Origin of the sequence: Pseudoalteromonas haloplanktis ATCC 14393, assembly GCF_000238355.1 — a bacterium.
Lineage (GTDB): Bacteria > Pseudomonadota > Gammaproteobacteria > Enterobacterales > Alteromonadaceae > Pseudoalteromonas > Pseudoalteromonas haloplanktis.
Window position 1 is genome coordinate 26,841 of the sequence record NZ_AHCA01000007.1, and the last position, 26,353, is coordinate 53,193.

The 26,353-nt window shown below is 42.2% G+C and carries 31 protein-coding genes; 23 read left to right on the forward strand and 8 right to left on the reverse strand.

From position 1 onward, the window contains the following. Positions 1-436: 436 nt before the first annotated feature. The 4 genes from leuA (at position 437) to leuD (ending at position 5,139) form a co-directional block, all read left to right on the forward strand. The gene (leuA, locus tag PHAL_RS0113680; protein WP_016708988.1) at positions 437-1,990 is read left to right on the forward strand and encodes a 2-isopropylmalate synthase; all 1,554 of its coding nucleotides are present in this window, start codon (positions 437-439) and stop codon (positions 1,988-1,990) included. After that, positions 1,987-3,063 (forward strand): 3-isopropylmalate dehydrogenase, encoded by a 1,077-nt coding sequence (leuB, locus tag PHAL_RS0113685; RefSeq protein WP_016708989.1) that lies wholly within the window; start codon positions 1,987-1,989, stop codon positions 3,061-3,063. The genes leuA and leuB overlap by 4 nt, the downstream gene beginning before the upstream one ends. Before the next feature lie 76 nt (positions 3,064-3,139). After that, complete coding sequence (leuC, locus tag PHAL_RS0113690; protein ID WP_016708990.1) at positions 3,140-4,540, forward strand: 3-isopropylmalate dehydratase large subunit; 1,401 nt, start codon at positions 3,140-3,142, stop codon at positions 4,538-4,540. Next, positions 4,540-5,139, forward strand: a complete 600-nt coding sequence (gene leuD / locus PHAL_RS0113695; RefSeq protein ID WP_016708991.1) for a 3-isopropylmalate dehydratase small subunit — start codon at positions 4,540-4,542, stop codon at positions 5,137-5,139. The genes leuC and leuD overlap by 1 nt, the downstream gene beginning before the upstream one ends. A 51-nt stretch (positions 5,140-5,190) precedes the next feature. On the opposite strand, the gene PHAL_RS0113700 is transcribed toward leuD, so the two are convergent. Then, positions 5,191-5,502, reverse strand: coding sequence for a hypothetical protein (locus tag PHAL_RS0113700; RefSeq protein WP_016708992.1), 312 nt, complete (start codon positions 5,500-5,502; stop codon positions 5,191-5,193). A gap of 202 nt (positions 5,503-5,704) precedes the next feature. On the opposite strand from PHAL_RS0113700, the gene PHAL_RS0113705 reads away from it, so the two are divergent. After that, positions 5,705-6,298, forward strand: coding sequence for a hypothetical protein (locus PHAL_RS0113705; RefSeq protein WP_016708993.1), 594 nt, complete (start codon positions 5,705-5,707; stop codon positions 6,296-6,298). A gap of 10 nt (positions 6,299-6,308) precedes the next feature. Here the strand turns inward: PHAL_RS0113705 and PHAL_RS0113710 are convergent, their stop codons facing one another. Next, positions 6,309-6,680, reverse strand: a complete 372-nt coding sequence (locus PHAL_RS0113710) for a hypothetical protein (protein ID WP_016708994.1) — start codon at positions 6,678-6,680, stop codon at positions 6,309-6,311. A 95-nt stretch (positions 6,681-6,775) separates the two neighbouring features. On the opposite strand from PHAL_RS0113710, the gene PHAL_RS0113720 reads away from it, so the two are divergent. Then, on the forward strand, positions 6,776-7,222 hold the full coding sequence (locus PHAL_RS0113720; protein ID WP_016708996.1) for a tellurite resistance TerB family protein: 447 nt from the start codon (positions 6,776-6,778) through the stop codon (positions 7,220-7,222). A gap of 11 nt (positions 7,223-7,233) precedes the next feature. On the opposite strand, the gene PHAL_RS0113725 is transcribed toward PHAL_RS0113720, so the two are convergent. After that, positions 7,234-7,803, reverse strand: a complete 570-nt coding sequence (locus PHAL_RS0113725; protein ID WP_016708997.1) for an NADPH-dependent FMN reductase — start codon at positions 7,801-7,803, stop codon at positions 7,234-7,236. Positions 7,804-7,936: 133 nt separating this feature from the next. Between PHAL_RS0113725 and PHAL_RS0113730 the strand changes: the two genes are divergently transcribed. Further along, complete coding sequence (locus tag PHAL_RS0113730) at positions 7,937-8,833, forward strand: LysR family transcriptional regulator (RefSeq protein ID WP_016708998.1); 897 nt, start codon at positions 7,937-7,939, stop codon at positions 8,831-8,833. 29 nt (positions 8,834-8,862) lie between these two features. Next, on the forward strand, positions 8,863-9,057 hold the full coding sequence (locus PHAL_RS23095; protein ID WP_016708999.1) for a hypothetical protein: 195 nt from the start codon (positions 8,863-8,865) through the stop codon (positions 9,055-9,057). Positions 9,058-9,072: 15 nt separating this feature from the next. On the opposite strand, the gene norR is transcribed toward PHAL_RS23095, so the two are convergent. Next, complete coding sequence (gene norR / locus PHAL_RS0113740) at positions 9,073-10,653, reverse strand: nitric oxide reductase transcriptional regulator NorR (protein ID WP_374954836.1); 1,581 nt, start codon at positions 10,651-10,653, stop codon at positions 9,073-9,075. Between the two features lie 166 nt (positions 10,654-10,819). Here norR and PHAL_RS0113745 point away from each other — a divergent pair, with 166 nt between their 5' ends. From PHAL_RS0113745 to hmpA, 3 genes are read left to right on the forward strand one after another with little or no spacing between them, the layout of a single operon-like run. Further along, positions 10,820-11,089: a hypothetical protein gene (locus PHAL_RS0113745; RefSeq protein WP_016709001.1), complete on the forward strand. Its 270-nt coding sequence runs from the start codon at positions 10,820-10,822 to the stop codon at positions 11,087-11,089. After that, on the forward strand, positions 11,089-12,321 hold the full coding sequence (locus PHAL_RS0113750) for an NnrS family protein (RefSeq protein ID WP_016709002.1): 1,233 nt from the start codon (positions 11,089-11,091) through the stop codon (positions 12,319-12,321). Before PHAL_RS0113745 ends, PHAL_RS0113750 begins: the two co-directional genes overlap by 1 nt. An 18-nt stretch (positions 12,322-12,339) precedes the next feature. Further along, a complete protein-coding gene (hmpA, locus tag PHAL_RS0113755; RefSeq protein WP_016709003.1) occupies positions 12,340-13,521 on the forward strand; it encodes an NO-inducible flavohemoprotein in 1,182 nt (393 codons plus the stop codon). Between the two features lie 37 nt (positions 13,522-13,558). On the opposite strand, the gene PHAL_RS0113760 is transcribed toward hmpA, so the two are convergent. After that, positions 13,559-14,212 (reverse strand): endonuclease, encoded by a 654-nt coding sequence (locus tag PHAL_RS0113760; RefSeq protein ID WP_016709004.1) that lies wholly within the window; start codon positions 14,210-14,212, stop codon positions 13,559-13,561. 138 nt (positions 14,213-14,350) lie between these two features. Next, positions 14,351-15,052 carry a membrane protein gene (locus PHAL_RS0113765; protein WP_016709005.1) on the reverse strand — a complete coding sequence of 234 codons (702 nt, stop codon included), beginning with the start codon at positions 15,050-15,052 and terminating at the stop codon, positions 14,351-14,353. 163 nt (positions 15,053-15,215) lie between these two features. Here PHAL_RS0113765 and PHAL_RS0113770 point away from each other — a divergent pair, with 163 nt between their 5' ends. Next, positions 15,216-15,596 carry a hypothetical protein gene (locus PHAL_RS0113770; protein WP_029216163.1) on the forward strand — a complete coding sequence of 127 codons (381 nt, stop codon included), beginning with the start codon at positions 15,216-15,218 and terminating at the stop codon, positions 15,594-15,596. Here PHAL_RS0113770 and PHAL_RS0113775 read toward each other — a convergent pair. After that, entirely contained in the window at positions 15,593-16,036 is a 444-nt protein-coding gene (locus PHAL_RS0113775) for a PaaI family thioesterase (RefSeq protein ID WP_016709007.1), read from the reverse strand. The genes PHAL_RS0113770 and PHAL_RS0113775 overlap by 4 nt on opposite strands. A 120-nt stretch (positions 16,037-16,156) precedes the next feature. Between PHAL_RS0113775 and PHAL_RS0113780 the strand changes: the two genes are divergently transcribed. The 6 genes from PHAL_RS0113780 (at position 16,157) to PHAL_RS0113805 (ending at position 22,208) form a co-directional block, all read left to right on the forward strand. Further along, complete coding sequence (locus PHAL_RS0113780) at positions 16,157-16,942, forward strand: hypothetical protein (protein WP_016709008.1); 786 nt, start codon at positions 16,157-16,159, stop codon at positions 16,940-16,942. A 73-nt stretch (positions 16,943-17,015) separates the two neighbouring features. Continuing rightward, positions 17,016-17,633, forward strand: a complete 618-nt coding sequence (gene lexA, locus PHAL_RS0113785; RefSeq protein WP_016709009.1) for a transcriptional repressor LexA — start codon at positions 17,016-17,018, stop codon at positions 17,631-17,633. Between the two features lie 417 nt (positions 17,634-18,050). Continuing rightward, the gene (coxB, locus tag PHAL_RS0113790) at positions 18,051-19,193 is read left to right on the forward strand and encodes a cytochrome c oxidase subunit II (RefSeq protein WP_016709011.1); all 1,143 of its coding nucleotides are present in this window, start codon (positions 18,051-18,053) and stop codon (positions 19,191-19,193) included. Next, a complete protein-coding gene (gene ctaD, locus PHAL_RS0113795) occupies positions 19,193-20,794 on the forward strand; it encodes a cytochrome c oxidase subunit I (RefSeq protein WP_016709012.1) in 1,602 nt (533 codons plus the stop codon). Before coxB ends, ctaD begins: the two co-directional genes overlap by 1 nt. Continuing rightward, positions 20,794-21,321, forward strand: a complete 528-nt coding sequence (locus PHAL_RS0113800) for a cytochrome c oxidase assembly protein (RefSeq protein WP_016709013.1) — start codon at positions 20,794-20,796, stop codon at positions 21,319-21,321. Before ctaD ends, PHAL_RS0113800 begins: the two co-directional genes overlap by 1 nt. 11 nt (positions 21,322-21,332) lie before the next feature. Next, complete coding sequence (locus PHAL_RS0113805) at positions 21,333-22,208, forward strand: cytochrome c oxidase subunit 3 (RefSeq protein ID WP_016709014.1); 876 nt, start codon at positions 21,333-21,335, stop codon at positions 22,206-22,208. On the opposite strand, the gene PHAL_RS24710 is transcribed toward PHAL_RS0113805, so the two are convergent. Next, positions 22,108-22,470: a DUF2909 domain-containing protein gene (locus tag PHAL_RS24710; protein WP_308700769.1), complete on the reverse strand. Its 363-nt coding sequence runs from the start codon at positions 22,468-22,470 to the stop codon at positions 22,108-22,110. The two genes, PHAL_RS0113805 and PHAL_RS24710, sit on opposite strands and share 101 nt — an antisense overlap. On the opposite strand from PHAL_RS24710, the gene PHAL_RS0113810 reads away from it, so the two are divergent. Genes PHAL_RS0113810 through PHAL_RS0113830 form a run of 5 tightly spaced genes read left to right on the forward strand, consistent with a single transcriptional unit; the run spans position 22,424 to position 26,204 of the window. After that, on the forward strand, positions 22,424-23,161 hold the full coding sequence (locus PHAL_RS0113810; RefSeq protein WP_016709015.1) for an SURF1 family protein: 738 nt from the start codon (positions 22,424-22,426) through the stop codon (positions 23,159-23,161). The genes PHAL_RS24710 and PHAL_RS0113810 overlap by 47 nt on opposite strands. Before the next feature lies 1 nt (position 23,162). Further along, positions 23,163-23,657 (forward strand): hypothetical protein, encoded by a 495-nt coding sequence (locus tag PHAL_RS0113815; protein WP_016709016.1) that lies wholly within the window; start codon positions 23,163-23,165, stop codon positions 23,655-23,657. A 17-nt stretch (positions 23,658-23,674) separates the two neighbouring features. Further along, positions 23,675-24,664, forward strand: coding sequence for a COX15/CtaA family protein (locus PHAL_RS0113820; RefSeq protein ID WP_016709017.1), 990 nt, complete (start codon positions 23,675-23,677; stop codon positions 24,662-24,664). An 8-nt stretch (positions 24,665-24,672) separates the two neighbouring features. Then, entirely contained in the window at positions 24,673-25,581 is a 909-nt protein-coding gene (cyoE, locus tag PHAL_RS0113825) for a heme o synthase (protein WP_036981111.1), read from the forward strand. After that, positions 25,578-26,204 (forward strand): SCO family protein, encoded by a 627-nt coding sequence (locus PHAL_RS0113830; RefSeq protein WP_016709019.1) that lies wholly within the window; start codon positions 25,578-25,580, stop codon positions 26,202-26,204. Before cyoE ends, PHAL_RS0113830 begins: the two co-directional genes overlap by 4 nt. Positions 26,205-26,353 lie beyond the last annotated feature (149 nt).

Below are 26,353 nucleotides of genomic sequence, written 5' to 3' on the forward strand. Positions count from 1 at the left end.
ATAAATAACTACTATAGCAGGCCGCTTTAATAAAAGTTGAGCATGTAGTGGCAATTAAAATAGAAAACTTATCTAAGCAGGATCTACCATAAAGCCAAGTATCTTATCGGCACCTTGAGTTTATTGTAGATTTTATATCTCTACTTTTGTGTTTTTAAGGTTTTTTATTTCTTTGATTGTGCTTTTTTATTATTTTAAAGGTGAGATTATGCTTGCAAGCAGTGTTTTGAAGTGTTAAAAATAGGGCTCACTGAACACACACATTTAGTAAAGATGATGCAAAATACACGTTTAATTACATTAAAACTAAACCTCTTACTGCTAGCGCACGTGAGCGGGGATTAGTGTATTTGCATTAAGTAAACACAAAAAACCCCGCAATATGCGGGGTTTTTTTTATCTCGCAATCAGGGTAGCTGAGAATTAAGGGCAGATTATGCAAGATCAAGATAAAGTATGGATTTTTGACACCACCTTACGTGACGGTGAGCAGGCGCTTAAAGCAAGCCTGACTGAAGAAGATAAAATCCAACTGGCGCATACCATTAGCCGCCTAAATGTGGATGTAATGGAAGTTGGCTTTCCGGTTTCAAGCCCTGCTGACTTTCGTTCAGTGCAACGTATTGCTACAGAAGTTAAAGGGCCAATTATTTGTGGTTTAGCACGTGCTGTTGCTAAAGATATCGAAGCTTGCGGTGAAGCCCTGCGTACAGCTCAACAAAGTCGTATTCATACATTTATTGCTACGAGTCCTTTGCATTTAGAACATAAATTACGCATGAGTTTAGATGACGCCACAGCCATGGCGGTTAAATCAATTAAACTTGCGCGTAACTATACTGATGATGTGGAATTTTCATGTGAAGATGCTGGTCGAACGCCGCATTGGGATTTATGTAAAATAGTTGAGCAGGCAATTAATGCTGGCGCATCTACTATCAATTTACCAGATACAGTTGGCTATGTAACACCAGATGAATATGCGGCGATGATCCGTCATTTGATGAATAACGTGCCAAATATCGATAAAGCGCGTTTAAGTGTGCATTGCCATAATGATTTAGGTTTAGCGGTTGCTAATTCAATTGCTGCAGTACAAGCCGGAGCACGGCAAATCGAATGTACGATCAATGGCATTGGTGAGCGTGCGGGTAATTGTTCGCTTGAAGAAGTGGCGATGATCATGCAAATGCGTCAAGACCACTTAAAAGTGCATACTGATATTCGTAGTGAAGAAATTTACCGTGCGTCTCGCCAAGTGGCAAAAATTTGTAATATGCCGGTGCAGCCAAATAAAGCCATTGTCGGCGAGAATGCGTTTGCTCACAGTTCTGGCATTCACCAAGACGGCGTATTAAAAGCGCAAAATACCTATGAGATTATGTCGCCAGAAAGTGTCGGCGTGCCAAATAACCAACTAAACATGACCTCTCGTTCAGGGCGTCATGTTATTGAGCACCGCCTTGAAGAATTAGGCTATCAAAAGTCTGATTATGATATGGATAGCCTATATGAAAGCTTCTTAACCCTTGCCGATCAAAAAGGCACAGTGTATGACTATGATCTTGAAGCGATGATTTATTTTAATCAAATTAGTGATAAAGATGATAAATACCAATTAGAGTTTGTTAACTCAACATCTAACTCGCAATCAGTAGCAAGCTCTACAATCGGTATGACGATTAATGGTGAGTCTAAGCAAGAAGCGGCTACCGGTAATGGCCCTGTAGAAGCGTCATTCTTAGCGATTGAGCGTTTAACAGGCATGGCTGTTGAAATGATTGAGTTTAACCTAGAGGCCACCGGTGAAGGCGCCAGCTCTCTAGGGGAGGTAAATATAATCGCTAAATATGATGGCCGCCCTTATCACGGTGCAGGTATCGCAGCGGATGTGGTTGAAGCGTCAGTGCGCGCTATGATCCGCGTTTATAACTTAATTTATCGCGCACAAAAAGTGTCTGATTTAAAACAACAAAGGAAAGCAGGATGAGTCAATCAAATTACAGCGTTGCAGTATTAGCAGGCGACGGTATCGGCCCAGAAGTAATGGCAGCAGCAGAGCAAGTATTGGATGCTGTGAGCAGTAAATTTGGTTTTACTTTAACTCGTCATCATCATGCTATTGGTGGTGCTGCGATTGATCAATTTGGTAAAGCGTTACCTGATCAAACTCTAGCTGCCTGCGAAAGTGCTGATGCGATTTTATTTGGTTCAGTGGGCGGCCCTAAATGGGAGCACCTACCTGCCAATGAACAACCTGAGCGTGCTTCACTGTTACCGCTGCGTAAACACTTTGGCTTGTTTTGTAACTTACGCCCAGCGCAACTGTTACCAGCGCTAAGTGCTGCATCACCGCTGCGCGCTGATATTAGTGCACAAGGCTTTGATATTTTATGTGTGCGTGAGCTGACCGGTGGTATTTATTTTGGTGAAAAAGGCCGCAGTGGCGAAGGTGCTGAGGAATCGGCATTCGATACGCAAACTTATTCACGCAAGGAAATTGAACGTATCGCTCGTTTCGCTTTTGAAGCAGCAAAATTACGTAATAATCATGTAACCTCAGTTGATAAAGCGAATGTACTTGCTTCGAGCGTGTTATGGCGCGAAGTGGTTACAGAGGTAAGTAAGGACTATCCAGAAGTAAGCCTAGATTATATTTACGTTGATAACGCAGCAATGCAGTTAGTTAAGCAGCCAAGCCAGTTTGATGTGTTACTGTGTGATAACTTATTTGGTGATATTTTATCAGATGAATGCGCAATGATCACAGGCTCTATGGGCTTATTACCGTCAGCTAGCTTAAACCAATCAGGTTTTGGTATGTATGAACCAGCGGGTGGTTCAGCACCTGATATTGCTGGTAAAGGGGTCGCTAACCCTATTGCGCAAATTTTAAGTGCGGCGTTAATGTTACGTTATTCACTAGGCCAAGATGAAGCCGCGCGCAGCATCGAAAAAGCCGTTGCCGAAGCGGTTGAAGCTGGTGTAGGCACGCCAGATATCTATCCAAATGCGGGTTATACCACGCAGGATGTTGCCGCAGCGATTGTTGCTCGCATATAAAGCGAGCGGCTATTTAAACAATTATTCACTCGCTGCACCGTCACGCGGCGAGTCAAACTGATTAGGGGATCAGCAAGTGGCCCAAACGTTATACGATAAAATCTGGCAAGCACATGTTGTAGCTAGTATTAATGAGCAAACCGACTTACTTTATATTGACCGTCATTTAGTGCACGAAGTGACATCACCGCAAGCATTCGCAGGCCTTCGTGAGAAAAACCGTAAAGTACGTTGCCCAGAGAAAACCATTGCGACTATGGATCATAATGTCTCGACCAAAAGTCGTTCATTAGATGCTGCCAGTGAAGTATCTAAAAACCAATTAATGGCGCTTGATGCCAACTGTAAAGAGTTTGGCATTGTACTTTATGATTTAAATTCAATTAACCAAGGTATCGTGCATGTAATGGGGCCTGAGCAAGGGATCACCTTACCAGGTACGACGATAGTGTGCGGCGATAGCCATACGTCAACCCATGGTGCATTTGGTGCACTTGCCCACGGCATTGGTACTTCTGAGGTTGAGCACGTCTTAGCTACGCAGACCTTACAGCAGAAAAAAGCCAAGTCGTTAAAAATCCAAATTAATGGCGTTCTGCGTCCAACTGTTACGGCTAAAGATTTGATCATGGCGGTGATTGGTAAGCTAGGCACTGCTGGTGGTACGGGTTATGTTGCAGAATTTTGTGGTGAAGGCATTGAAGCGCTGTCAATGGAAGCGCGCATGACACTATGTAACATGAGTATTGAAATGGGCGCTAAAGCGGGTTTAATCGCTTCAGATCAAATTACTTATGATTACTTGAAAGGCCGTCCATTTGCTCCACAAGGTGATGATTTTGAAGCAGCAGTTGCTTATTGGGAAACTCTAAAAACTGACGAAGGCGCACAGTTTGACTTAGAAGTTGAGCTTGAAGCAAGCAGCATCCAGCCACAAATTACCTGGGGCACCAGCCCTGAGCAAGTTATTGGTGTTGATGAGTGTATTCCAGATCCAGACCAAGAGCCTGATTTAATTAAAGCGGATGCGATTCGCAGCGCACTTAAGTATATGGGCTTAACAGCCGGTGATAAGTTATCGTCAGCCACTGTAGATACGGTATTTATTGGTTCGTGTACCAACAGCCGAATTGAAGACTTACGCGCGGCAGCACACATTGTTGAAGGTAAACAAGTAGCCCCAGGTGTTGAGGCGTTAATCGTACCAGGCTCTGGCCTTGTCAAAAAACAAGCCGAAGATGAAGGCTTAGCCGATATTTTCAAAGCTGCCGGCTTTGAGTGGCGTGAACCAGGTTGTTCAATGTGTTTAGCCATGAATGACGACCGTTTAGGTGCTGGCAAACGCTGTGCATCTACCTCTAACCGTAACTTTGAAGGTCGCCAAGGCCGTGGTGGCCGTACACACTTAGTGAGCCCTGCAATGGCCGCTGCGGCAGCAATTCATGGTCGCTTTGTTGATATAAGAGGAGAAGCCTAATGAGCATTTTTTTTAGTGGCTTAATGGCCCCACTTGATAAAAACAATGTCGATACCGATCAAATTATTCCTAAGCAGTTTTTAACCTCAACCAGCCGTGATGGCTTTGATGCGGCGTTGTTTTACGATTGGCGTTATTTAGATAACGGCGAGCCAAACCCTGAGTTTATTTTAAATCGCCCCTGTTACCAAGGTGCGCAAATACTGCTAACTCGCGATAACTTTGGCTGTGGCTCATCACGCGAGCATGCACCATGGGCGCTTAAGCAATATGGTTTTGAAGTAATTTTAGCGGAAAGCTTTGCTGATATTTTCTTTAATAACTGCGGCAATAACCAAATGCTTGCGATTGCACTTCCTGCGCAAACATTGGAAGACTTATTTGTACTGAGCGAGCAACATGACGATATTCATATCGACATCGATCTTGAAAATCAGCAGCTTACCAGTAACAAGTTTGCACCAATTAGCTTTGATATTCGCAAAGACGTAAAAGAGCGTTTATTAAGTGGTTTAGATTTTATCGGCGTGACCGAAACCCTCAACCCACAAATCGACGCCTTTGAAGCAAAGCTTAACGCCGAGCGCCCTTGGCAGTAAAGGTTTACTCAATCATAGAATGAAACGCGGCTAAGGCCGCGTTTTATGTGGTTAATACATATAAGCAATCGCCAAGCCTAGTACTGCAAGTACACTACAAACAGTCATGTTAATCGTTTTAAGTCTTTTAAATTGATTAATTTTTGGGTCGTCTAGGGTTGAGAAAAAGCCACTTTTGAGTGATTCATGTAAATTAGCTGCAATAGCGGAGCGTGAGGTATCGCCGAGTGTATTTTTAGCTAATTGCTCCCATTGTGCTGGGTATGCCTGTGATAGGTGTGTAAGCAGCGCATTATATTTACGGTTTTGTATAATAAATAGCGCACAAATTAAAATAAACGCCAGCAATGGGTAACTTTCCATAACTCCTTCCTTATTTTTTTTATCTTTTATTTATCGAACATAAGTTTTTTTTCACTTAAGTTCAACAATGATGGTCGCTTTTGTTTTTCGTCTCGCTAACTTTTATCTCGTTTATTTACAGCTGAACTACCATTCACCGCGATTACTTCCTTTGTTTTTATTAACACGCTAAGCTGCTCCTTTATATTTTTAGGAACAGATTATGAGATTATTAACTGCGGCGACTCTATTACTGGCATCTGCGGCGGCGTTTGCACGCCCTGCGCCTTTGGTTTCTATTCCAAGCCATGATGGTTTTTTTGATAATATTGCTGCTCACTGTGGTAAAGCGTATGAAGGAACTGTAACGGTTGATAATGCCGTAGGACCGAGTTCATTTGCAGGTAAAAAATTGGTGATGCATGTGCGCCGCTGTAACGAGCGTGAGCTACAAGTGCCGTTTCATGTGGGTGATGATGCATCACGTACCTGGATCATAACTAAAACAGGCAGTGGTTTGAGCTTAAAGCACGATCATCGTCATAAAGATGGCACTGATGACGTATCAACCATGTATGGTGGTCACACCGTTGATGCGGGTTTTACTAATGTGCAATCATTCCCTGCGGATCAATATTCAAAAGAATTATTTGTTAGCCAAGGTATTCCGCAATCGATTGGTAATACATGGCAGATGTATATTTACCCTGAAAAATTCACTTACCGTTTGATTCGCCAAGGTCGTGAGTTTCGTGTGGACTTTGATTTAACCAAACCAGTTACACCACCTGCTGCACCTTGGGGTTATAAAGACTAGAAAGAAAAGCCTAGTCTTTTGTGGGCTCTGTCTCACATTGCAGAAATACCGTTAATGGTGGCTGATATTTACGAGGTTTGGTTGGAAAACGGTCATACTCTTGTACGCCATCAGTCACCTTTAACATAAACGAATTACCACGGCATAAGCGATTAGCATGGCGTAGTAAAAACACGCTTTGGTTTTTAAAGTGTTGATAGTCGTCAGACTGAATTTCTAAATGGTAGTTATTATTATCAATTTTAGTTTGGTAATAATGTACTTTTTCATCAAAATCATAGAGTTTTTCGGTCTCACCTTTTTCTGCTTGCGCCACAGTGCAGCTTGCCAATAGCGTTAAAATGCTGCTTATTTTTAAGCAATGCGCTATTTTTCCTGTCATAAACCTTGCACTCCATTATTGTATTGCACCATTGATTTCACTAAAGTGATGCCTAAGTTATGATTTAAGTCTAACACCCAAAAAGGGAAAATGTGATGTTCAAACAAATTAAACAGCTTTTTTCGTCATTTAATGAACAGCAATCGACGATGCAAGAACATGATTTAAAAACGGCAATAGCTGCGTTATTGATTGAGGTAATGCGTGCCGATAGTGAGCAGCAAGCAGATGAGCTGCAAACGTTAGCATTGACTTTAAAAAAATATTTTAACTTAAGTGATGAAGACGTTGCACAATTAACAGAGCAAGCTGGCAAGAGTTTGGATGAGGCAATTGACTACTTTCAGTTTTCTAAACAAATTAATGCGCAATGCAACGCCGCACAGCGTATTGAAATAATTGAGCTGTTATGGCGTTTAGCTTATGCCGATGGTGAGCTTGATCCGCAAGAAGAGTATGTAATTCGTCGTGTTGCTAGTTTATTGTATGTAACTCACGAGGACTTTATCGCCGCAAAGTTAGCCGCGACAAAGCTCTCTTAGAGTCACCTTACTCATTTGCTCAGTTTACTCGTCACGCTTACAAGTTGTTGAGCTAGGCCAGCTACTTTTTCAGCTGTTACTGGGTCGCTAATGCGGCCTGTTTCATCTAATACAGTGTGAATTGCTGGTACAGCTAGTTGATCAGCTAACACTAGGCTACCAACACCCGATAAAATATCGCGCACATGGTTTAAGCCACGTAAACCGCCTAAGCCACCCGGCGATGAGGCGTATAATGCTGTTACCTTGTTACGAAATGCAGGAACCGCGCCTTGTTCGGTGCGTGATGCCCAATCAATGGCATTTTTTAATACCGCGGTGATCGAACCATTGTACTCAGGGCTGGCTAGTAAAATGCCATCTGCAGCACGTAATTTGTCTTTTAATAGCTGTGCGCCTTGAGGTGTACCTTGCGCTTCTATATCTTCGTCAAACATAGGTAAGTTTAAATCTGCAAGTTTGATCACTTCTACTTCTGCGCCGCTTTCTAATGCAAAGCGGGCTGCCTCATTGATCAATTTTTGATTAAAGCTGTCTTTACGCAAGCTGCCTGCTAAGGCAATAATTTTTGGTGCAGTCATAGTGTTCGCCTTAATGTTGGTTAAGTTATGATTAGTTTGTCTATAAGTTACTTTAGCAAATTTTTACTTGCAGAAAAGCCAAATAAACGCAAAACTTATGTGCATATATGCACAACACAGTGAAAGGGCGAGTATGGCAATCCAATTTGATGACTGGCAAGATGTAAAAGTCGCTTATGAAGTGGCGCGACTCGGCACATTAACGGCCGCGGCCGAAAAGCTCAACGTGCACCACAGCACCGTACTTCGGCGGATCAATAATTTAGAACAAAGCTTAAACGCACGTTTATTCCATCGTCATGCCCGTGGTTATAAAGTGACAGAAATAGGCGCTAAGTTATTTACTGCGGCGCAATCTATCAACAGTGAACTTGAGCGCTTACATAACGATATTATTGCTGCAGACAGCACCTTGCGTGGCAGTTTGTTGCTTACAACAGTTAGCGGCTTTATTGATGTGTTAAGTGATGTATGCGAGCAGTTTCAAAGTTTGCATCCGCAGGTGCAATTAGAAGTCATACTTGATCAAAAACGCCTTCGCCTTGATCACGGTCAAGCACATATTGCTGTGCGCGCAGGGCCTCGCCCAGATGAAGGTGATTATATCGCTCAGCACTTAGCACATTTATCATCCGGGTTTTACGCCTCTAAACGTTATATAGATAAGTACGGGATGCCGAAAACTCTCAACCAGCTGCCACTGCATAATTTTGTTTCTGGGGTAGCGGGTTACAACGGTAAAGTACCTTACTTCGCTTGGGTTGATGAAAATATTCCTACTGAGCAAGTGAAACTCCGCGTTTCTGAAACCTCAGAAGCGACCCGAGCAATCGTAAAAGGCTTAGGGATTGGTGGTTTACAGCATGATGTTGCAGCGCAATACCCTGAACTGATCCCAGTATTGGCGAATGAACTTAATTGGCCGACTGACTTATGGTTAGTGACTCATCATTTAGTACATCGTACCGCTAAAGTGCAAGCGTTTAGTCAATTACTAAAAGCCTACTTCCAAGAGCGTAAATTAGGCTGATGTGGTATTGCAAAAACCTTGGAGATGCGATGCTTGCAAGTTCAGAGCTTGATAAAATTAAGCACAATGCAGGTAAGTTACCGCTATTTGTCCGTTATGTTGCATCACATGGACTACATTGTGAGGTTATCGTGTATTTTCCGCCTGAAGCAAAAAGCGTGGCTAAACACTATTTAGCCACGCCATGTTTAATGCCAGATGAAAGTGCTTTAATGCCTCTTTAAATTTTGATTTACCAACTAAAATGATTTTTTTACTGCAATACCTAAGCGCTTCGCGAGCCTGACTAAATTAGCTCTATCTACATGCAAAGTGCGGGCGGTGGCGGCCCAATTAAAATCATGCTGCTCTAGTTGCTGGCTAATTAAATGATGAGTAAACGTGTCGGTGGCCTGCTTGAGTGATAAGTTACGACTATTGACTGGGTAAGTTAGCACTGGAGCAGAAGTTGTATGGTGCTTTGCTGAATCATGATTAGATAAAGCAGTTAGATTTAAATCACAATGCGCAGGGGTGATCGTGATAATAGCCTGCTGCCATTGCGCTTGTTTAGCTTTGAGAGCTGCACGGCTTATGACATGTTCAAGTTCACGCACATTTCCTGGCCAGTCATATTGAGTGAGCAAGAGTTGTGTTTCGACACTGAGTTTGAGTTGTTTTATTGCCAGTTTGCGAGCGGTTTGTTCAACAAAATAACCGGCTAATAGAATTACATCATTTTCACGCTCACTCAGTGGTGCAACAATGAGTGGATATACGCTGAGGCGATGATAGAGATCGGCTCTAAAACGACCTTCGGCTACTTCATTCTTTAAATTGCGATTTGTCGCAGCAATAACTCGCACATCCACGTATTTCACTTCATCTTCGCCTACCGTTTGAATTTCACCACTTTGTAATACGCGCAATAACTTGCTTTGCATAGCAAGAGGCAGTTCGCCAATTTCGTCTAAAAATAATGTGCCGCCATCAGCGAGTTGAAATTTACCTTGGCGGGCACTTTCTGCTCCAGTAAATGCGCCCTTAGCATGACCAAAAAACTCACTTTCGGCGAGGTTCTCGGGTAGTGACGCACAATTGAGGTGAATTAGCGGCTTTTCACTACGTTTAGAATGCAGGTGAATGTTGCGTGCCACCAACTCTTTGCCGACTCCGGTATCACCTTGGATCAGCACGCTAAATTCAGACGCTGCAACCAGTTTTATATCATTTTTAAGGGTTTGCATTGCAGGGCTTTGACCAATGATTTCCACTCCATCGCGGGTCAGCGCTTCACGGTTTAGCTCTTGCACTAAGGCACTGCTATGTTGTGCATGACTTTGATATTGCTGCAATTGCAGTGTGGTGTGTAAATGCGCAGCACAAAGCGTGCTCAATTGAGTTAAGTGCTCAAGGCTTAAATTATCAAACGCACTCGCGTTGAGGCTATCAAGGGTCAGCACTCCGAGTAAATTTTCATTGTTATCAAATAATGGCATTCCCAAACAAGCGTGTACGGGGATATCCCCAGCTTTAGCACTGAGTAAACCATCATACGGATCTGGCATTGGGCAGTCGTGGGCAAATTGTAAAGGGTGTTTAGCATTACAAATAGCCTGTAGGCGCGGATGCTCTTTAATAACAAAGCGACGGCCTAAGGTATCAGGTGTTAGGCCATCAATTGCGTGTGGTTTTAATACATCCCCTTGTAGGGTCAGTAAGGCAATTGCATCACTTGGGATCAGCTGTTGAATGCAATCAATAAGCTGCTGAAAAGGTTCAACTTGAGTATTCACTTTAGCAAGCGTAATGGCAGCATTTAATAAGCGTTGATTATTTATCATGTCAAAATGACTTAAGTGTGTTTATTTGATTTGTTTAAGGGTGAGTCATAATGACTTTTTTGTCAAGCTTGAATAGTGTAACTGAATGAAAAATATATAATTTAAATGTTGGCTTGGTCTGTGCAGTAGCATTGTTATACATGAATACATAAGTGAGCTTGTTATGTTAATGCCAGCATCTAATAACTATTACGAGGTATCTGTTGCCACAGATTTCTACTCTACACTGTTAAGTGGCGCAAATATAGCGCTCGCTGTCAGTGCCTTAGTGATGATAGCCACGGTTTTATTGAGCTATCCGCTTGCTGAGCTACTGAGTATGCAATTACAAATTGTCGCGCATATAGCAACGATTATTGCCGCCACAATTTTAAAAATAAGTTATGTACTGCGCTGCATAGCACTTAATGGATTAGGAGAGGAGGTACGTTAATGCGACCAATCAATTTAACCGAGCCCATGCCAGAAAAAGTACGGGTGTACCAAGTGAGCCAATGGCCGTTATGGATGTTGGCATTTCGACCCTATTTTTTAGGTGCTGGCTTATTGGCTGTGTTGTCGATTGGCTATTGGTTACTTATTTTAACGGGTCATGCTAGTTGGCGCCTAACTATACCAGCCACGCTCTGGCATGCTCACGAAATGATGTTTGGTTTTGCAGGTGCTGTTGCGGTGGGGTTTTTGTTAACCGCAGCACAAACCTGGACCGGGGTTGCGAGTATCAGCGGGAGTAAATTGATGCTACTAACCCTAGTGTGGCTGGCAGCCCGAGCTGCGTTTTTTATTACCGGTACTGGTATTGAAAACGTTAATTTGTATGCGGTGTTATTACTGCAATTACTGTGGTGGTTAGCAGCAATTACGGCGCTGGCTAACATGTTGCTTAAAGCAAATAACAAAAATAACTATCAATTTTTGCCGATTTTAAGCGCCTTGTGTGCGTTAAATATTATCTACTTATGGTTGGCTATTGAGCAGAACATGCTGTTGGCACTTGCTGTTGTTGATACCGCCGTGTTGGTTATGACGTTGCTGGTAGGTGTGGTTGCGGGGCGAGTGCTGCCCTTTTTTACCGCTCGCGGTTTGGGCTTAGCTGAGCAAGTGCGTACTGGGCGTTTAGATAAAGTGCTGCTTTACAGCTCGTTATTTGCTGTTGCGCTTTATTTTATCAGCCAGTTATTTATACCGAGTGTTAATCCCGGTTGGGCATTGGCCGCTGTTGCTGTATTGCATTTAAGTCGCTCATTGTTGTGGTGGAATAATAAAATGCTCAAAGTGCCGTTACTCTGGTCGTTGCACTTTTCGTACCTAGCGCTTGGGGTTGGTTTGGTGTTGGTTGCACTGAGTTTTTATAGCCCTGTGATCTTATTTAAAGATGCATTACACATGATCACCATAGGTACGATTGGCATGATGATTCTAGCCATGATGACTCGCGTATCGCATGGTCATACTGGGCGTCCTTTAACTATTTCACACTTTATGGCTGTGGCGTTTGCTTTAGTGCTTGTTGCAGCGATTGTTCGTTCGTTATTACCCTTTGTTATTGGGCCACATATAGCGTGGCAGCTTAGCGCTGTGTTGTGGCTGGTGGCATTTTTATTGTTCTTGATCCATTGTATTCCTATCTTAACGCGGCGTCGTGTTGATGGGCGTCGTGGTTAATTGATGTTAGGAAGTCGTATGTTATCTGATAAAACCATTGCAATAGTTAAAAGCACCGTGCCTTTATTGGCAGAGGCGGGCACTGTCGTTACTGAGCATTTTTATAATCGCATGTTTAGCCATAATCCTGAGCTGCAAGATATTTTTAATATGGCGAATCAACGCAGTGGCCGTCAGCAATTTGCATTGTTTAATGCATTGGCAGCGTATGCGCAAAATATTGATAATCTGGCCGTGTTAAAAGAAGCACTAGCACGTATTAATCATAAGCATGCCAGTATGCATATATTGCCTGAGCATTATCCGATTGTTGGCGGGCATTTAATTGGCACGTTAAAAGAATTGATCCCAGCGCAATTTACACCTGAAGTTGAATATGCGTGGCGTGAAGCGTATGCATTACTGGCTGATATTTGTATCACCGAGGAAGCCGCACTATACGCGCATAGTAAAAATAATCACGGTGGCTGGTCAGGCACACGTCAGTTCATCATTGCGAAGAAACAAGCAGAATCAGAGTTAGTAACCAGTTTTACGTTAGTACCGGTTGATGGTAAAGCGGTAATAACCCATAAGCCAGGGCAGTATTTAGGCATTAAAGTGAAGCCCACTGATGCGCAATATAGTGAGATACGCCAATACTCTATTTCTCAGCAAAGTAATGGTGAAAATTACCGCATTAGCGTGAAAAAAGAGTTAGTGCCAGCTGCGGGGATTGTATCGAATTACTTGCATTCACTTGATGAGGGCAGTGTGGTGGAGCTTTATCCACCGGCTGGTGACTTCTTTTTGCGGGCAAATAATAAACCTGTGGTACTAATTTCTGCGGGCGTTGGTCAAACACCGATGCTGGCAATGCTACAAACGTTATTAAGTGATACAACGAATCAAACGGTTACTTATTTACATGCGTGTGAAAATACCCAGCAACATTCATTTAGTCAATTTCTTGTGGAGCAAGCCGCGGCGCATACTCGGTTAAATCACTACACTTGGTTTAATCAAGGTGGCGAGGAGGCAGAATTTACTGGGTTGATGAATGTCAGCGCTGTTGCTAAGCAGCTACCGCTAGGAGAAGGGGATTTCTATATCTGTGGCCCAACGGGGTTTATGGCGGCAATTAAACAGCAGTTACTCGCGCTTGATGTTGATGCGGCACGTATCCATTACGAAGTGTTTGGCCCACATCAAGATATTTGATTAATCAAAACTTCAAGGCGCTAATAGCGCCTTGAAGTTAGAGTGCTTTATTGCTTTGTTGTGCTGCTAAAGCTTGATTTTGCCAAGCATTAAACAACTTTTGCTGTTTGTCGGATATTTTTAAACCATAGGTTTTTTGCATATAAAAGTAGGCATCTGCGATGCGCTTTCGTGCATAAAATGGTGGCTCTACTACTCTTTGTTTAAAGTCGACTTTTACTTGGCAGCGACCATATTGATTGGCATCCCCGGTGATCATGCCAAAGCGGTAATTAGAGCGGTCGGCGTTTATCTCGCCAATTGCCGGTGCGAGGTTATTTATATCTGCTTCCATTTTACGAAATTGAGCACTGGTTTTAATACAATTTTTTCGGCCGCCATTTTGCCAACATTGTAGCTGGTGACCAAATTCCCACGCTGGAACAATGTGCTCCCATTCAATACGAGTAGCACGTGCATTTGGTTTACCTGAGCGAGTGACTGCGTTGCGAGGCACATAGCCACATGCAGTTGGATCGGGTACTAGTTTTTTGCCTTGGCGTTTTATATCACAACCACAGTAAAGGCTAGTGGCGTTTTCTGGTAAGGTTTTTATAAGGTATTTTTTGGCACTTGCAAAGCGAGTAAATTGTTCAGCGTAGAGGTTAAAACTAAGGCAAGCCAAAACTAGCGCAAGCAGAAAATGCGACATATCCAATCACTTTAGTGAACTACAGGAAGCACTATTTTAGAGTGATCATTCAAATAGGTAAATCAGGTGAACGGAGTATGTTGATTAAAATACAATGATAAATAGCGCGAGGAAAATTGAAATACCTCGCGCTTATGTTTAACGAGTGCGGCGGCGCAAGCGGATATTTTGCAATAATAAAATAATACCGGTTATGCAAAATAATACACTGGTGGCTGAAAAGCTGATCAGTAGAGGGTTGTTAAAGTCTTCACGTTCATCATAGTCCATAATATGCAGCATCCAGAAAAAATCAAAAATTCGCCAAATTGTGCTGCGAACGGTAATAACTTTGCCACTATCTGCGTGTAAGTATAATGTGGTACTGAAACTGTCGTCAAAAGTGACTTGCCAAATATTCTTTTTATAACCTACTTCTCTTGGGCCAGTTGATAGTTTAACTGCTTGGCTGGCTTGCGCATCTATTAGTAGATGCGCTTTCGCATTGGCGATAATTTGTGATTGTGTTGGAGCAACAAAAGGGCGCCCAGTAAGTCCATTAAAGCTGTGATCACCACTTTGGCCATGCACTGTAATGATTGGTGTTGTTAAAAAGTGCTCATAAGTTATTTGCTGTGGTCGAAGTACTTGGGACACAATGTTATCTAGCGATGCAGGGTAATCAGCTTGAGTAAATGGGTTATCTAATTGACGTGCAGCTAAGTGCTTTCCGTGTACTTTCTCAAGAGGGATGGCGCTCATCACTAAACCACCAAGCAACCATGCAAAAATTTGTAATGCCAATAAGTAACCTAACCATTTGTGGAGTTTGCGCGCATGTTTAAAAATGCGTTTATTCATTACTTCAGCCTGTTTGTTATTATTAGTGCGCTATTGTATAAATTATAGTGAGTTTGCCAATGTGGCAAATTGTCGCAGATAATAAAATCCACTGTTGATTTGGTATAAATGTAAAATTGGGTTAAAGTTTGCGTTGTTATTAACGCAGGGTAAAAATGAAACAATGTCGGAAATTCAATTTTTAAATGTAGATCTAGAGCTGGAATCAAAGCAAGATATTAGTTTGCTAGTTGCTGACTTAAAAAAGAGTGCTGTGGTTTTGCATTATGATAAAGATGAGTACCGTCAACTTGCACGTATTGAGTCTAAAGAAGATGTTACCTCGCCAGATAAAGCAATTAACCATTTATGTGAGTTGATTGAGTCGTGCTCGCGTAATGCATTAAAACAGTGGTTATCATGCTCAAGACGCACCTTTGATATTGGCTTTGAATCAGGCACTTCGCCAAAATGTTTTAATCAAGCGCTCAGTGCCGATACATTATTGCGTATCTCTGCGATTGGTGCAGGAATTGAAATTACGATTTATCCGCTGGCAAGCTAGCCTTTACGCTCTACAACTGCTGCGGTCATTCTTGATACGCAGCATAATTCGCCACGACTATTGGTGATTTTTACTTCCCATACCGATGTTCGTTTGCCTAAATGCAGCGGTTTTGCAATTGCCGTTAATGTGCCATTACGCGATGCTTTTAAGTGATTAGCGTTGATCTCTTGGCCAACACAATAAAACTTCGTAAAATCAACTACAAAGTTTGCAGCGTAGCTAGCTACGGTTTCTGCAAGCACCACATTTGCTCCGCCATGTACCATGCCCATAGGATTGTGATGAGCTGGAATTGCAGGCATTGTAGCGGCTAAATAATCATCGCCAATTTCACTAATTTCAATCCCCATAGTTTTCATTAACGTGCCTTGGCCATTAATGCCTTCATCTAATGCTTTGCACTGCGCTAGGGTGATCGGTTGATACCAAATACTCATAAATCTGCCTCATTAAATTAGTGAGTTTTCAGTCTACACTTTTAAACATTTTTCTACAGTTAAGATCATAAAAATAGTTAAAATGTACCTTTATTGTGTATTTGTTAATAGGTTTAAAGCATGAAGTTAGGAGGACTTGGACTCGGTGCATTATTGTGTGTAAATGTGCTTACTCAGGCGCCAGCTATAGCTGCTACACAGCATCAGCTTGATTTGGGTGTTACCGACCTCGCCGGTTTTGATGAGTCATTTTTAGGAGCGCGTTATCGTTATTTTGCTGAAGATCTAGAGCCTCTAACTGGGCCATATGATCTTAAAGCCGACTTAAATAGAGTCAATAACTATGCTTTTGGTGGGTTTTCGAACGGTGATTTTAGTTATTTAAATACAGATGCAGCAGTGTATGGCCCCGAGGGGTTAGTTATGCAGGGCAGTCTGCAAAGAATCTCCGATGATAACAAGGATTGGCAAGATACAGCTTACTTAGTCAGTGCTGCACTTGGCAAGCAGATGAATGAGCAGCTACAACTTGGTTTTAACGCTTATTACAGTCGTGTTGAAAGCAATTGGCGGCAAGAGGTTAAGAATGTTGCAGTAGAGTGGACATATGCGCCCTATGTACGCTGGACAGATATCAATAAAAATCAAGGTTGGGATTTAGAATTAAAACAATTAGCAGGGCGTTATAAATATGTACGAGGTAAAGCTGTTTACTATGTTAATCAGGCTTGGTCAGTGGGGTTAATTGCTAATATACGCAATGAAAAGCATCTTAGTGACAACTATGAGTTACAAACACACTATTGGTTTAATCAGCATATAGCATTAAAGTTTGGCCTTGGCTCGGCGTTAGATTCTGAGAGTGATTTAAATAGCGTAAGCTTATTATTAACGGCGCGTTTATAGTCAATTTATATTTGCGATTTTCAGATAACTGTATATACTCACAGTTAAATGTACTGTATGGAAAACCAGTTGTATGCGCCCATTAACGAATCGCCAAGCTCAAATTCTCGAACTTATTAAAGTATTTATTAAAGATACCGGTATGCCGCCAACCCGTGCTGAGATTGCGCAAACGTTAGGCTTTAAAAGCGCCAATGCAGCTGAAGAGCATCTAAAAGCACTGGCTAAAAAAGGTGTTATAAAAATGAAGCCCGGCGCTAGCCGTGGTATTCAATTAGTTGAGGAAGATGAGCCTGAGCAGCTAGGTTTGCCGCTGATTGGCCGCGTCGCTGCTGGTGAGCCAATTTTGGCAGAGCAGCATGTTGAGAGTCACTGCCAAGTTGACCCATTATTATTTAAACCTGCTGCCGACTTTTTATTACGAGTGCAAGGCATGAGTATGAAAGACATTGGTATTATGGATGGTGATTTACTGGCAGTACATAGCACTCAAGTTGCTGAAAATGGCCAAGTGGTCGTTGCTCGTGTTGATGATGATGTAACAGTGAAGCGCCTTGAAAAAGCAGGTAAAAAAGTTTTCTTACATGCTGAAAATGATGAATTTGCACCAATTGAAGTGGATTTGGAGCATGAATCTTTCAATATTGAAGGGCTGGCAGTTGGCGTGATCCGTAACGCTGACTGGATGTAAACCTATTGCGCACCAAATTGGTGAAGTTTGGTGCTTTGAATTTTTTTTACTTCTTTAGTGGTTAAATTTAATACTTAGCTACGCTTCCCAAGCCCTTGCCAGCTCTACTTTAGGTTACTTTTTGGCTACTGCTACATCCCCTCCATTAGAAAATAACGCGCTGATTTTTAGTTGTTATTTATGCACCAAAAGAGAAATTTATTGCCCCTAAAACTTGCTAATTGTTCGTTTTTTAACTAATTGGTTAATACACTGTGTTAACAACTGTCTTTAAAAGTTGCGAGTTTCTGTAGTAAAAGCACTTTCTGAAGCAGGTTTGATCACCAGTTACAATAAAAAAATAACGAATTGGCGTGAAATAAAGTAGTGCCGCCTTTTCGCTTTGCGTCTTGCAATAGCATCAAAAGGAGCCGTCACATGGGTAAACTGAGCGCTACCTTGTGGCTTATATTACTTATGCTTCCGCAGCAATTGTTGGCGAATAGCCAATTTAATATGCGCGAAGGTGTAACCGATATAAGTAATAATGTTTATCAACTACACATGACTATATTTATAATTTGTTGTGTGATTGGGGTGATTGTATTTGCCGTTATGTTTTGGGCGTTAATACATCATCGTAAATCAAAAGGGGCTATTCCAGCCCAATTCCATGAAAGTACTAAAGTTGAAATACTTTGGACTGCTATTCCATTTGTTATTCTCATCGCGATGGCTGTGCCTGCGACTAAAACGTTGATTGCGATGGAGGATGCAAGTAAAGCTGATTTAACGATTAAAATTACAGGGTCACAATGGAAATGGCATTATGAGTACATGGGCGAAGGTGTTGCTTTTTACTCTATCCTATCAACTCCACAAGAACAAATAACCAATCAAGCGGATAAAACTAACACCTACCTTCTAGAGGTAGACAAACCTTTAGTCTTGCCAATCAATAAAAAAATACGCTTTTTGATGACCTCCGATGATGTGATCCACTCGTGGTGGGTCCCTGATTTTGCGGTTAAAAAAGATGCCAACCCGGGTTTTATCAATGAAACGTGGACGAAAATAAATGAACAGGGCATTTATCGCGGGCAATGCGCTGAGTTGTGCGGCAAAGACCACGGTTTTATGCCCGTGGTGGTGGAAGCTAAATCTGAGCAAGAATTTGCGACATGGCTGGCTGATGCTAAACAAGCTAAGCAAAAAGCAGCTGCTGCGGATGCGGCATTACTCGATCAAACATTACCTAAAGAAGAGTTAATGACGTTGGGTGAACAAGTTTACATGGCCAGTTGTGCAGCATGCCATCAACCAACAGGTATGGGGCTGCCAGGAGTGTTTCCTGCGCTGAAAGGCAATCCGGTGGTGCTTGGTGATATTAAAGATCATATTGATGTCGTACTACATGGCCGCCCAGGTACTGCGATGCAAGCATTTGCTAAGCAATTATCAATTAAGCAATTAGCGGCGGTTATTACTTACAAACGTAATGCGTGGGGTAATGATACCGGCGATGTTATTCAACCGAGTCAGATCCAAGCTGAGCTTGATGCAACATCGGAGGCTAAATAATGAGTAGCGTAACACAGCAACATGATAATACAGCTGCAGATCATGATGATGGCCATCATCACCCTGCTAAAGGGTTTAAGCGCTGGCTATTTACTACCAATCACAAAGATATTGGTAGCTTATATTTAATTTTCTCGCTCACCATGTTTTTAATTGGTGGCGCAATGGCAATGGTGATCCGAGCTGAATTATTTCAGCCAGGGTTGCAGTTAGTCGAACCACATTTTTTTAATCAGATGACCACAGTACATGGTTTGATTATGGTGTTTGGTGCGGTTATGCCAGCCTTTACAGGGCTTGCAAACTGGATGGTGCCACTGATGATTGGCGCACCAGATATGGCCTTGCCGCGCATGAATAACTGGAGTTTTTGGATCCTACCATTCGCGTTTTTAATTCTATTGGCGTCATTGTTTATGCCTGGTGGCGGACCTGCATTTGGTTGGACATTTTATGCACCGCTTTCAACCACCTACAGTAATGATAACACTGCGTTATTTGTGTTTGCTGTGCATATTATGGGGATCAGCTCAATTATGGGCGCAATAAATGTCATAGTGACCATAGTGAATATGCGTGCTCCAGGCATGACATGGATGAAACTTCCGTTGTTTGTCTGGACTTGGCTAATCACCGCATTTTTATTAATTGCAGTAATGCCAGTATTGGCAGGGGCGGTGACTATGGTACTCACTGATAAGTATTTTGCTACGAGCTTTTTTGATGCAGCGGGCGGTGGCGACCCTGTGATGTTTCAACACATCTTCTGGTTCTTTGGTCATCCTGAAGTGTACATCATGATTTTGCCTGCCTTTGGTATTATATCGACCATAGTGCCTACCTTTTCACGCAAGAAGCTATTTGGCTATGCTTCTATGGTTTATGCCACCTCCTCGATTGCTTTACTGAGCTTTATTGTATGGGCGCATCATATGTTTACCACAGGGATGCCCGTCGCCGCTGAATTGTTTTTTATGTATGCAACTATGCTGATATCAGTGCCAACGGGGGTAAAAGTATTTAATTGGGTAGCCACTATGTGGCGCGGCTCAATTAGTTTTGAAGTGCCGATGTTATTCAGTATTGCATTTATCGTGTTGTTTACCTTAGGGGGCTTTTCAGGCTTGATGTTAGCGATTACCCCGGCTGATTTTCAGTATCACGATACTTACTTTGTGGTAGCACATTTTCACTATGTATTAGTCACAGGCGCGGTATTTTCAATCATGGCAGGGGCTTATTACTGGCTACCGAAATGGACGGGCAATATGTTTAATATCACTTTGGCGAAGTGGCATTTTTGGCTGTCGTTAGTGAGTGTGAATGTATTGTTTTTCCCGATGCATTTTGTGGGACTTGCCGGTATGCCACGTCGTATTCCTGACTATGCGCTGCAATTTGCTGATTTTAACGCAATTATAAGTCTTGGTGGCTTTGCCTTTGGTTTATCGCAATTACTGTTTGTGGTGGTGGTATTTAAGTGCGCCAGAGGTGGCAATAAAGTGCCTGCGAAAGTCTGGGATGGCGCTGAAGGATTAGAGTGGGAAGTAGATTCACCCGCGCCATATCATACCTTCGAAACACCGCCGGAGATCAAGTAATGAGCCATGCACCACTGCTTAAGCGTTTAGTGCTGATATGCCTAGGTATGTTTGCTTTTGCCTTTGCGTTGGTGCCGTTATACGACGTTTTTTGTGATGTAACCGGGCTCAATGGTAAACCATCGCTAGAACAAGCGAAGCAAAGCACCAGTATTAATGAAGCACGCGAGGTGGATGTGAGCTTTACCACTCATGCACAAAGTGGGGCACCGTTTACGGTGCAATCAGCTGAATACAGTGTTGCAGTAAAGCCTGGGGCAATGCGCGAAGTAGTGTTTAAAGCAAAAAACCTCAGTAATGAAGATAAAGTTATGCAGGCGGTACCTTCAGTATCGCCAGGAAAAGCAGCCAAGTATTTACACAAAATGGCCTGCTTTTGTTTTGATCAACAGCCATTGAAAGCCGGTGAAGAGGTTGAGTTTAAGTTACTTTTTTACGTTGATACAGAGTTACCAGATGATGTAGAAGAGCTCACCTTATCTTATACCGTGTTTGATATTAGTAGTCAGTTAGTGGCTAGTAATTAGGAGCAAACGAGATGAATCAAAATTACGATAAATATTATGTGCCAGCACAAAGCCCGTGGCCTATTGTCGGCGCTGTGGCGATGTTTTTAATTGCTGTAGGCGCGGCACTGACGGTTATGCAGGCAAGCTCTGAAGCTGGCAATGGCCATTATATTCTTTACGCTGGTATAGCCATTTTGTTCTACATGCTGTTTAGTTGGTTTAAGAATGTGATTGAAGAATCACATCAAGGGTTATATTCAGCACAAATGGACCGCTCATTTCGCCAAGGAATGAGCTGGTTTATTTTCTCTGAAGTAATGTTTTTTATGGCCTTTTTTGGTGCCTTGTTTTATGCGCGAATGATCTCCGTTCCTTGGTTAGGTGGTGCGGGTAACAACGCCATGACTAATGAGGTTTTATGGCCAACATTTGAAGCAGTGTGGCCGTTGGTAACAACGCCTGCTGGGGGAACCACCCAAGCGATGGGCTGGCAGGGCTTACCATTAATAAATACATTAATCTTACTTTCCTCTTCGGTGACACTACACTTTGCGCATGTGGCAATGGAAAACAATAAACGTGGGCCATTAAAAGCTTTTTTAGGGCTCACTATTTTGCTAGGCGTTGTATTTTTAGGTTTGCAAGTAGCTGAGTATATTCACGCTTATAAAGACTTAGGGCTAACTTTAGATGCTGGAGTTTATGGCAATACGTTCTTCTTATTAACCGGCTTTCACGGCATGCACGTGACCCTCGGTACCATTATTTTGCTAGTGGTATTGTTTAGAATTTTAAAAGGTCATTTTAGCCCAGATAAGCATTTTGCATTTCAAGCTGCAGCTTGGTACTGGCATTTTGTTGATGTGGTTTGGTTATGTTTATTTGTGTTTGTATATGTGTTGTAGGGTTGGCATTGGGGTAGATGTAACCGAGTTTAAGTGCAGCAATTACAACGATAAGTACTAGGACGGAAAATAACACGCGGCGGCCTAAATAGTATGACATTGGCCGCCCATTATTTCGACCTGAGACCATAATAAATAATGCTCTAAATAAGTTAAAAAGTATAAACAATAACAACAGTACGATAATAATTTTAATAATCACTGGGTTCACCTTTATGCAGCTAATTTTATGGCGTAAACAAAAGCTTAGCTCAATTTTCATCGTTTGCGTGGTGATCGTTGTGGTAATGGTGTGTTTGCGATTAAGTTATTGGCAAGTTCAACGAGCACAAGCCAAAACACAGCAACTTACTCATATTGCCAGTGTGCAAGCTCAAGGGCTGATGCAATGGTCACAAGTGCAGGCATTGCCTAATGATTGGAATAAAACCGGCGTGCAGGCGACTTTAACTGGCAGGATAAACGGTGATGGTTATTGGTTATTAGATAATCAAGTGTATCAAGGGCAAGTTGGCTATGATGTGCTAATGCTATTTAAGCCTACTACTAGCAAGGTGCCTCTATTAATTAATTTTGGTTGGGTTAAAGCGCCGGTGTCACGAGAACAGTTACCGTCTATAACGCTACCGAGTAAACCTATCACAATCAATGTTCAACTCAAGCAGGGGAAGCTTAGTGGTTTCACCTTAGATAACGCAGCAATAAAACCTGAGGATGGCCGTTGGCCAAAGCGGGTACAAACCATTGATTTACAATTATTCACTCAACAAGCAGAACAAGCAATGGCTGATTTTATTGGTTATCGGCAAGGTTTAGGTGATGAGTTAGGTATACCGCATTATCAAGCTGTAGTAATGAGCCCGCAAAAGCATTATGGCTATGCTGTGCAATGGCTATTAATTGCTTTGGCATGTGTGGTGGTCACTGTTTTTGCGAGTAAAAGAAGGAATTAACATGAAAAATAAACCTATGGTTATTTTTATTGGTTGCTGTTTAGTGCCTTTAGTTCTGGCTTATTTAGCATTAAAGCTAGACTGGATGCCTTCGACATCGACGAATAATGGTGAGTTTTTAACTACTGAAGTAAAAATTAAAGATTGGAAAAACTCAGAGCATAAGCAATGGACGATTGCTTTAAACCATCCAAAGCACTGCCAGCAGGCATGCGCTGAGCAGTTGCAAGCACTAGATAACCTATATATTGCGCTAGGTAAAAACCAAGGCAAGGTTGATATGGTTATTTTAGGCGCCACGCAGCAAGCCTCCTCTACTTGGCCGCAACTAGCCGGTATTGAGGAACTGACACCAGCCAGCTTATATTTAATCGATCATATGGGCTTAGTGGTTTTGCAATACCCGTATCGTGAAGAACCACAACAGAACCGTTTAACGCAAAAAGGCTTGCTCCAAGATTTAAAAAAATTACTTAACTATTCGCGTTCTAGCTGATCAAGGGAGTGTTAACTATGTATAAAAATTATAAGCACTTAGTGTTAGCCACTTTTCTGTTATCAATTTTAGTTGTTGGCTTAGGTGCCTATACGCGCCTTAGTGATGCGGGATTAGGATGTCCTGACTGGCCTGGTTGTTATGGTTTTTTAACTGTGCCAAAACATGAGGCTGATTTAGCTCATGTTGAGCAAACTTACCCAGATATGATGTTTGAAAAGGCAAAAGCATGGAAAGAAATGATCCATCGCTACTTCGCCGGTACTCTTGGGTTGCTTATTTTGGCGTTGTTTATTGTTGCTCTTATAAAGCGTCAGCATCCAGTAATGCCAGTTAAGTTGCCATTTTTATTACTTGTCTTGGTGGTTTTTCAAGCCGTACTTGGCATGTGGACAGTCACTATGAATTTGCAGCCATTAATCGTAATGGGCCACTTGTTAGGTGGATTTAGTATTTTGTCATTAATTACATTGCTGTATCTGCGGCTAACAGCGAAACCAATTACTGGGGGGGATGCAGTTGCACGACGCTACTTTACACTTAGCTTGGTGGGCTTAGTGGTGCTGATAATGCAAATTGCACTGGGAGGATGGCTCGCTGCTAATTACGCAGCTCCACATTGCAATGGGTTGCCGCTGTGTAGTTACGGACAACCGTTTTCACTGAGCAGTGTGTTTCAACTGCCGTTAGAGCACAGCACGTATGAATATGGTGTGCTATCGCAGCAAGCTAGAATGTCGATTCATTTATTACATCGAATTTGGGCGTTAGTTACTTGTGTCGTGTTAGCGCTGATCATGTGGCGTATTTATAGCCGTGCAATATCAAAAAAAATTAAACAGTGCTGCGTTGCAGTATTGGTCGCATTGTTGTGCCAAATTTGTTTGGGCTTGGCGGTTGTGCATTGGCATTTTCCGTTAGCAGTAGCACTGGCGCATAACCTAATGGCTGCCATACTATTATTAACGGTAGTTCGTTTATGTTTTTACTTAAAAGCACGTACTTAGGGGCAGTTATGACACAATTAATAGCAATAACAAAGTTAGCACCCGGCCAAATTAGCGGCTTAATAAATGATTATTTAGCGATTAGTAAATTTAAAGTGGTTGCTATGCTGGTGCTTACTGCATGGGTTGGTTTAGCGCTAGCGCCAGATGTTGGCCGCGGTATTGGCGTACAGTTTATTAGTTTATTGGGGATCGGTTTTTTATCTGCTGCAGCGGCGGTGATCAATCATGTGGTCGATAGTGAAATAGATAGCAAAATGGCGCGAACTCGTCATAGGCCAGTGGCGAAAGGGCGATTATCTAAGTTTCATGCATTAAGCTTTGCAGCAGTGATTGGTGTTAGTGGCTTTGTAATGCTGGTGGTTTGGGCTAATACACTTACAGCAATATTGACCTTATTTGCGCTCGTGGGTTATGCGTTTATTTATACGTCATTTTTAAAGCGTGCAACACCACAAAATATTGTTATTGGTGGGCTTGCTGGGGCGATGCCGCCATTACTCGGGTGGGTATCTGAAACCGGCCAAATGGCTGCTGCGCCATGGTTACTAGTGATGATCATATTTACTTGGACCCCTCCTCACTTTTGGGCATTGGCTATCGCGCGTAAAAGCGATTATGAGCGCGCTAAAATCCCTATGCTACCCGTTACTCATGGAATAGACTTTTGTAAAACCTGTGTAGTTGCTTATTCAGTATTACTTACTTTAGTGTGCGTGTTGCCTTACTTGATTGGCATGTCGGGGGTTATTTATTTGGTAGCGGCGACTTTGCTCAATAGCATATTTACTTACAAGGCAGTAAAACTTAAATTGGCAGGAAATGACGATACCGCTATGGATTTATTTCGTTTTTCGATTGTGCATTTAATGTTACTCTTTGTCGCCTTATTTATTGATAAATGGTTTGTTATATGAATAGCTTAGCAGTTAGGTGTGGGCGAGGTATCTGGGGAGCATTAAGTTTATTGTTGTTGGCAGCTTGTAGTGATAATTCTATGCCAGAGGTTGAAGCTTTGGTGTATGAGCAAGCCAAGTCTTTGAGTGACTTTACCCTGCAAGATCAAAATGCTCAGCCAGTGAATAAACAAACTTTACAAGGGCAGTGGAATTTAGTCTTTCTAGGTTATACCAGTTGCCCTGATATCTGCCCGTTGACATTAGCAAAATTGAAAAGCGTTTATAACGCCTTACATGATGAGTACCCATTGCAAATTTGGTTTTTAGCCGTTGACCCAAAACGTGATACAACTGCCAAACGCAAAGCTTATATTGATTACTTTAACCCTGATTTTTTAGCTGTTTCTGGAGAGCATAAAGACTTATTTCCATTGGTAAGAGAGTTGGGTCTCATTTACGCAATTAGCGATAGCGATGAGCCAGAATATGCGGTTGATCACAGTGCTTCAATCGCGATGGTTGATCCGCAAGGTGCTGTTAGGGCGATATTTAAACCTGAGTTTAAGCAAGGCAGTGTGCCATTAATTAATGCGAAATTATTAATAACAGAATTTAAATTGATTGCTGATCATTATAAATAAATGGGTTATTAGTATGTTTTCGATGATTATAACGGGGCGTTAGCCCCTTTTTTGTGCATTTTATTTCCTCCTAGATAAATAAACTTACTCTTTTTTCAACGCATTTATGGCATTTTCACTAACTCAGTCTAAGCTTTTGTTATGAATTG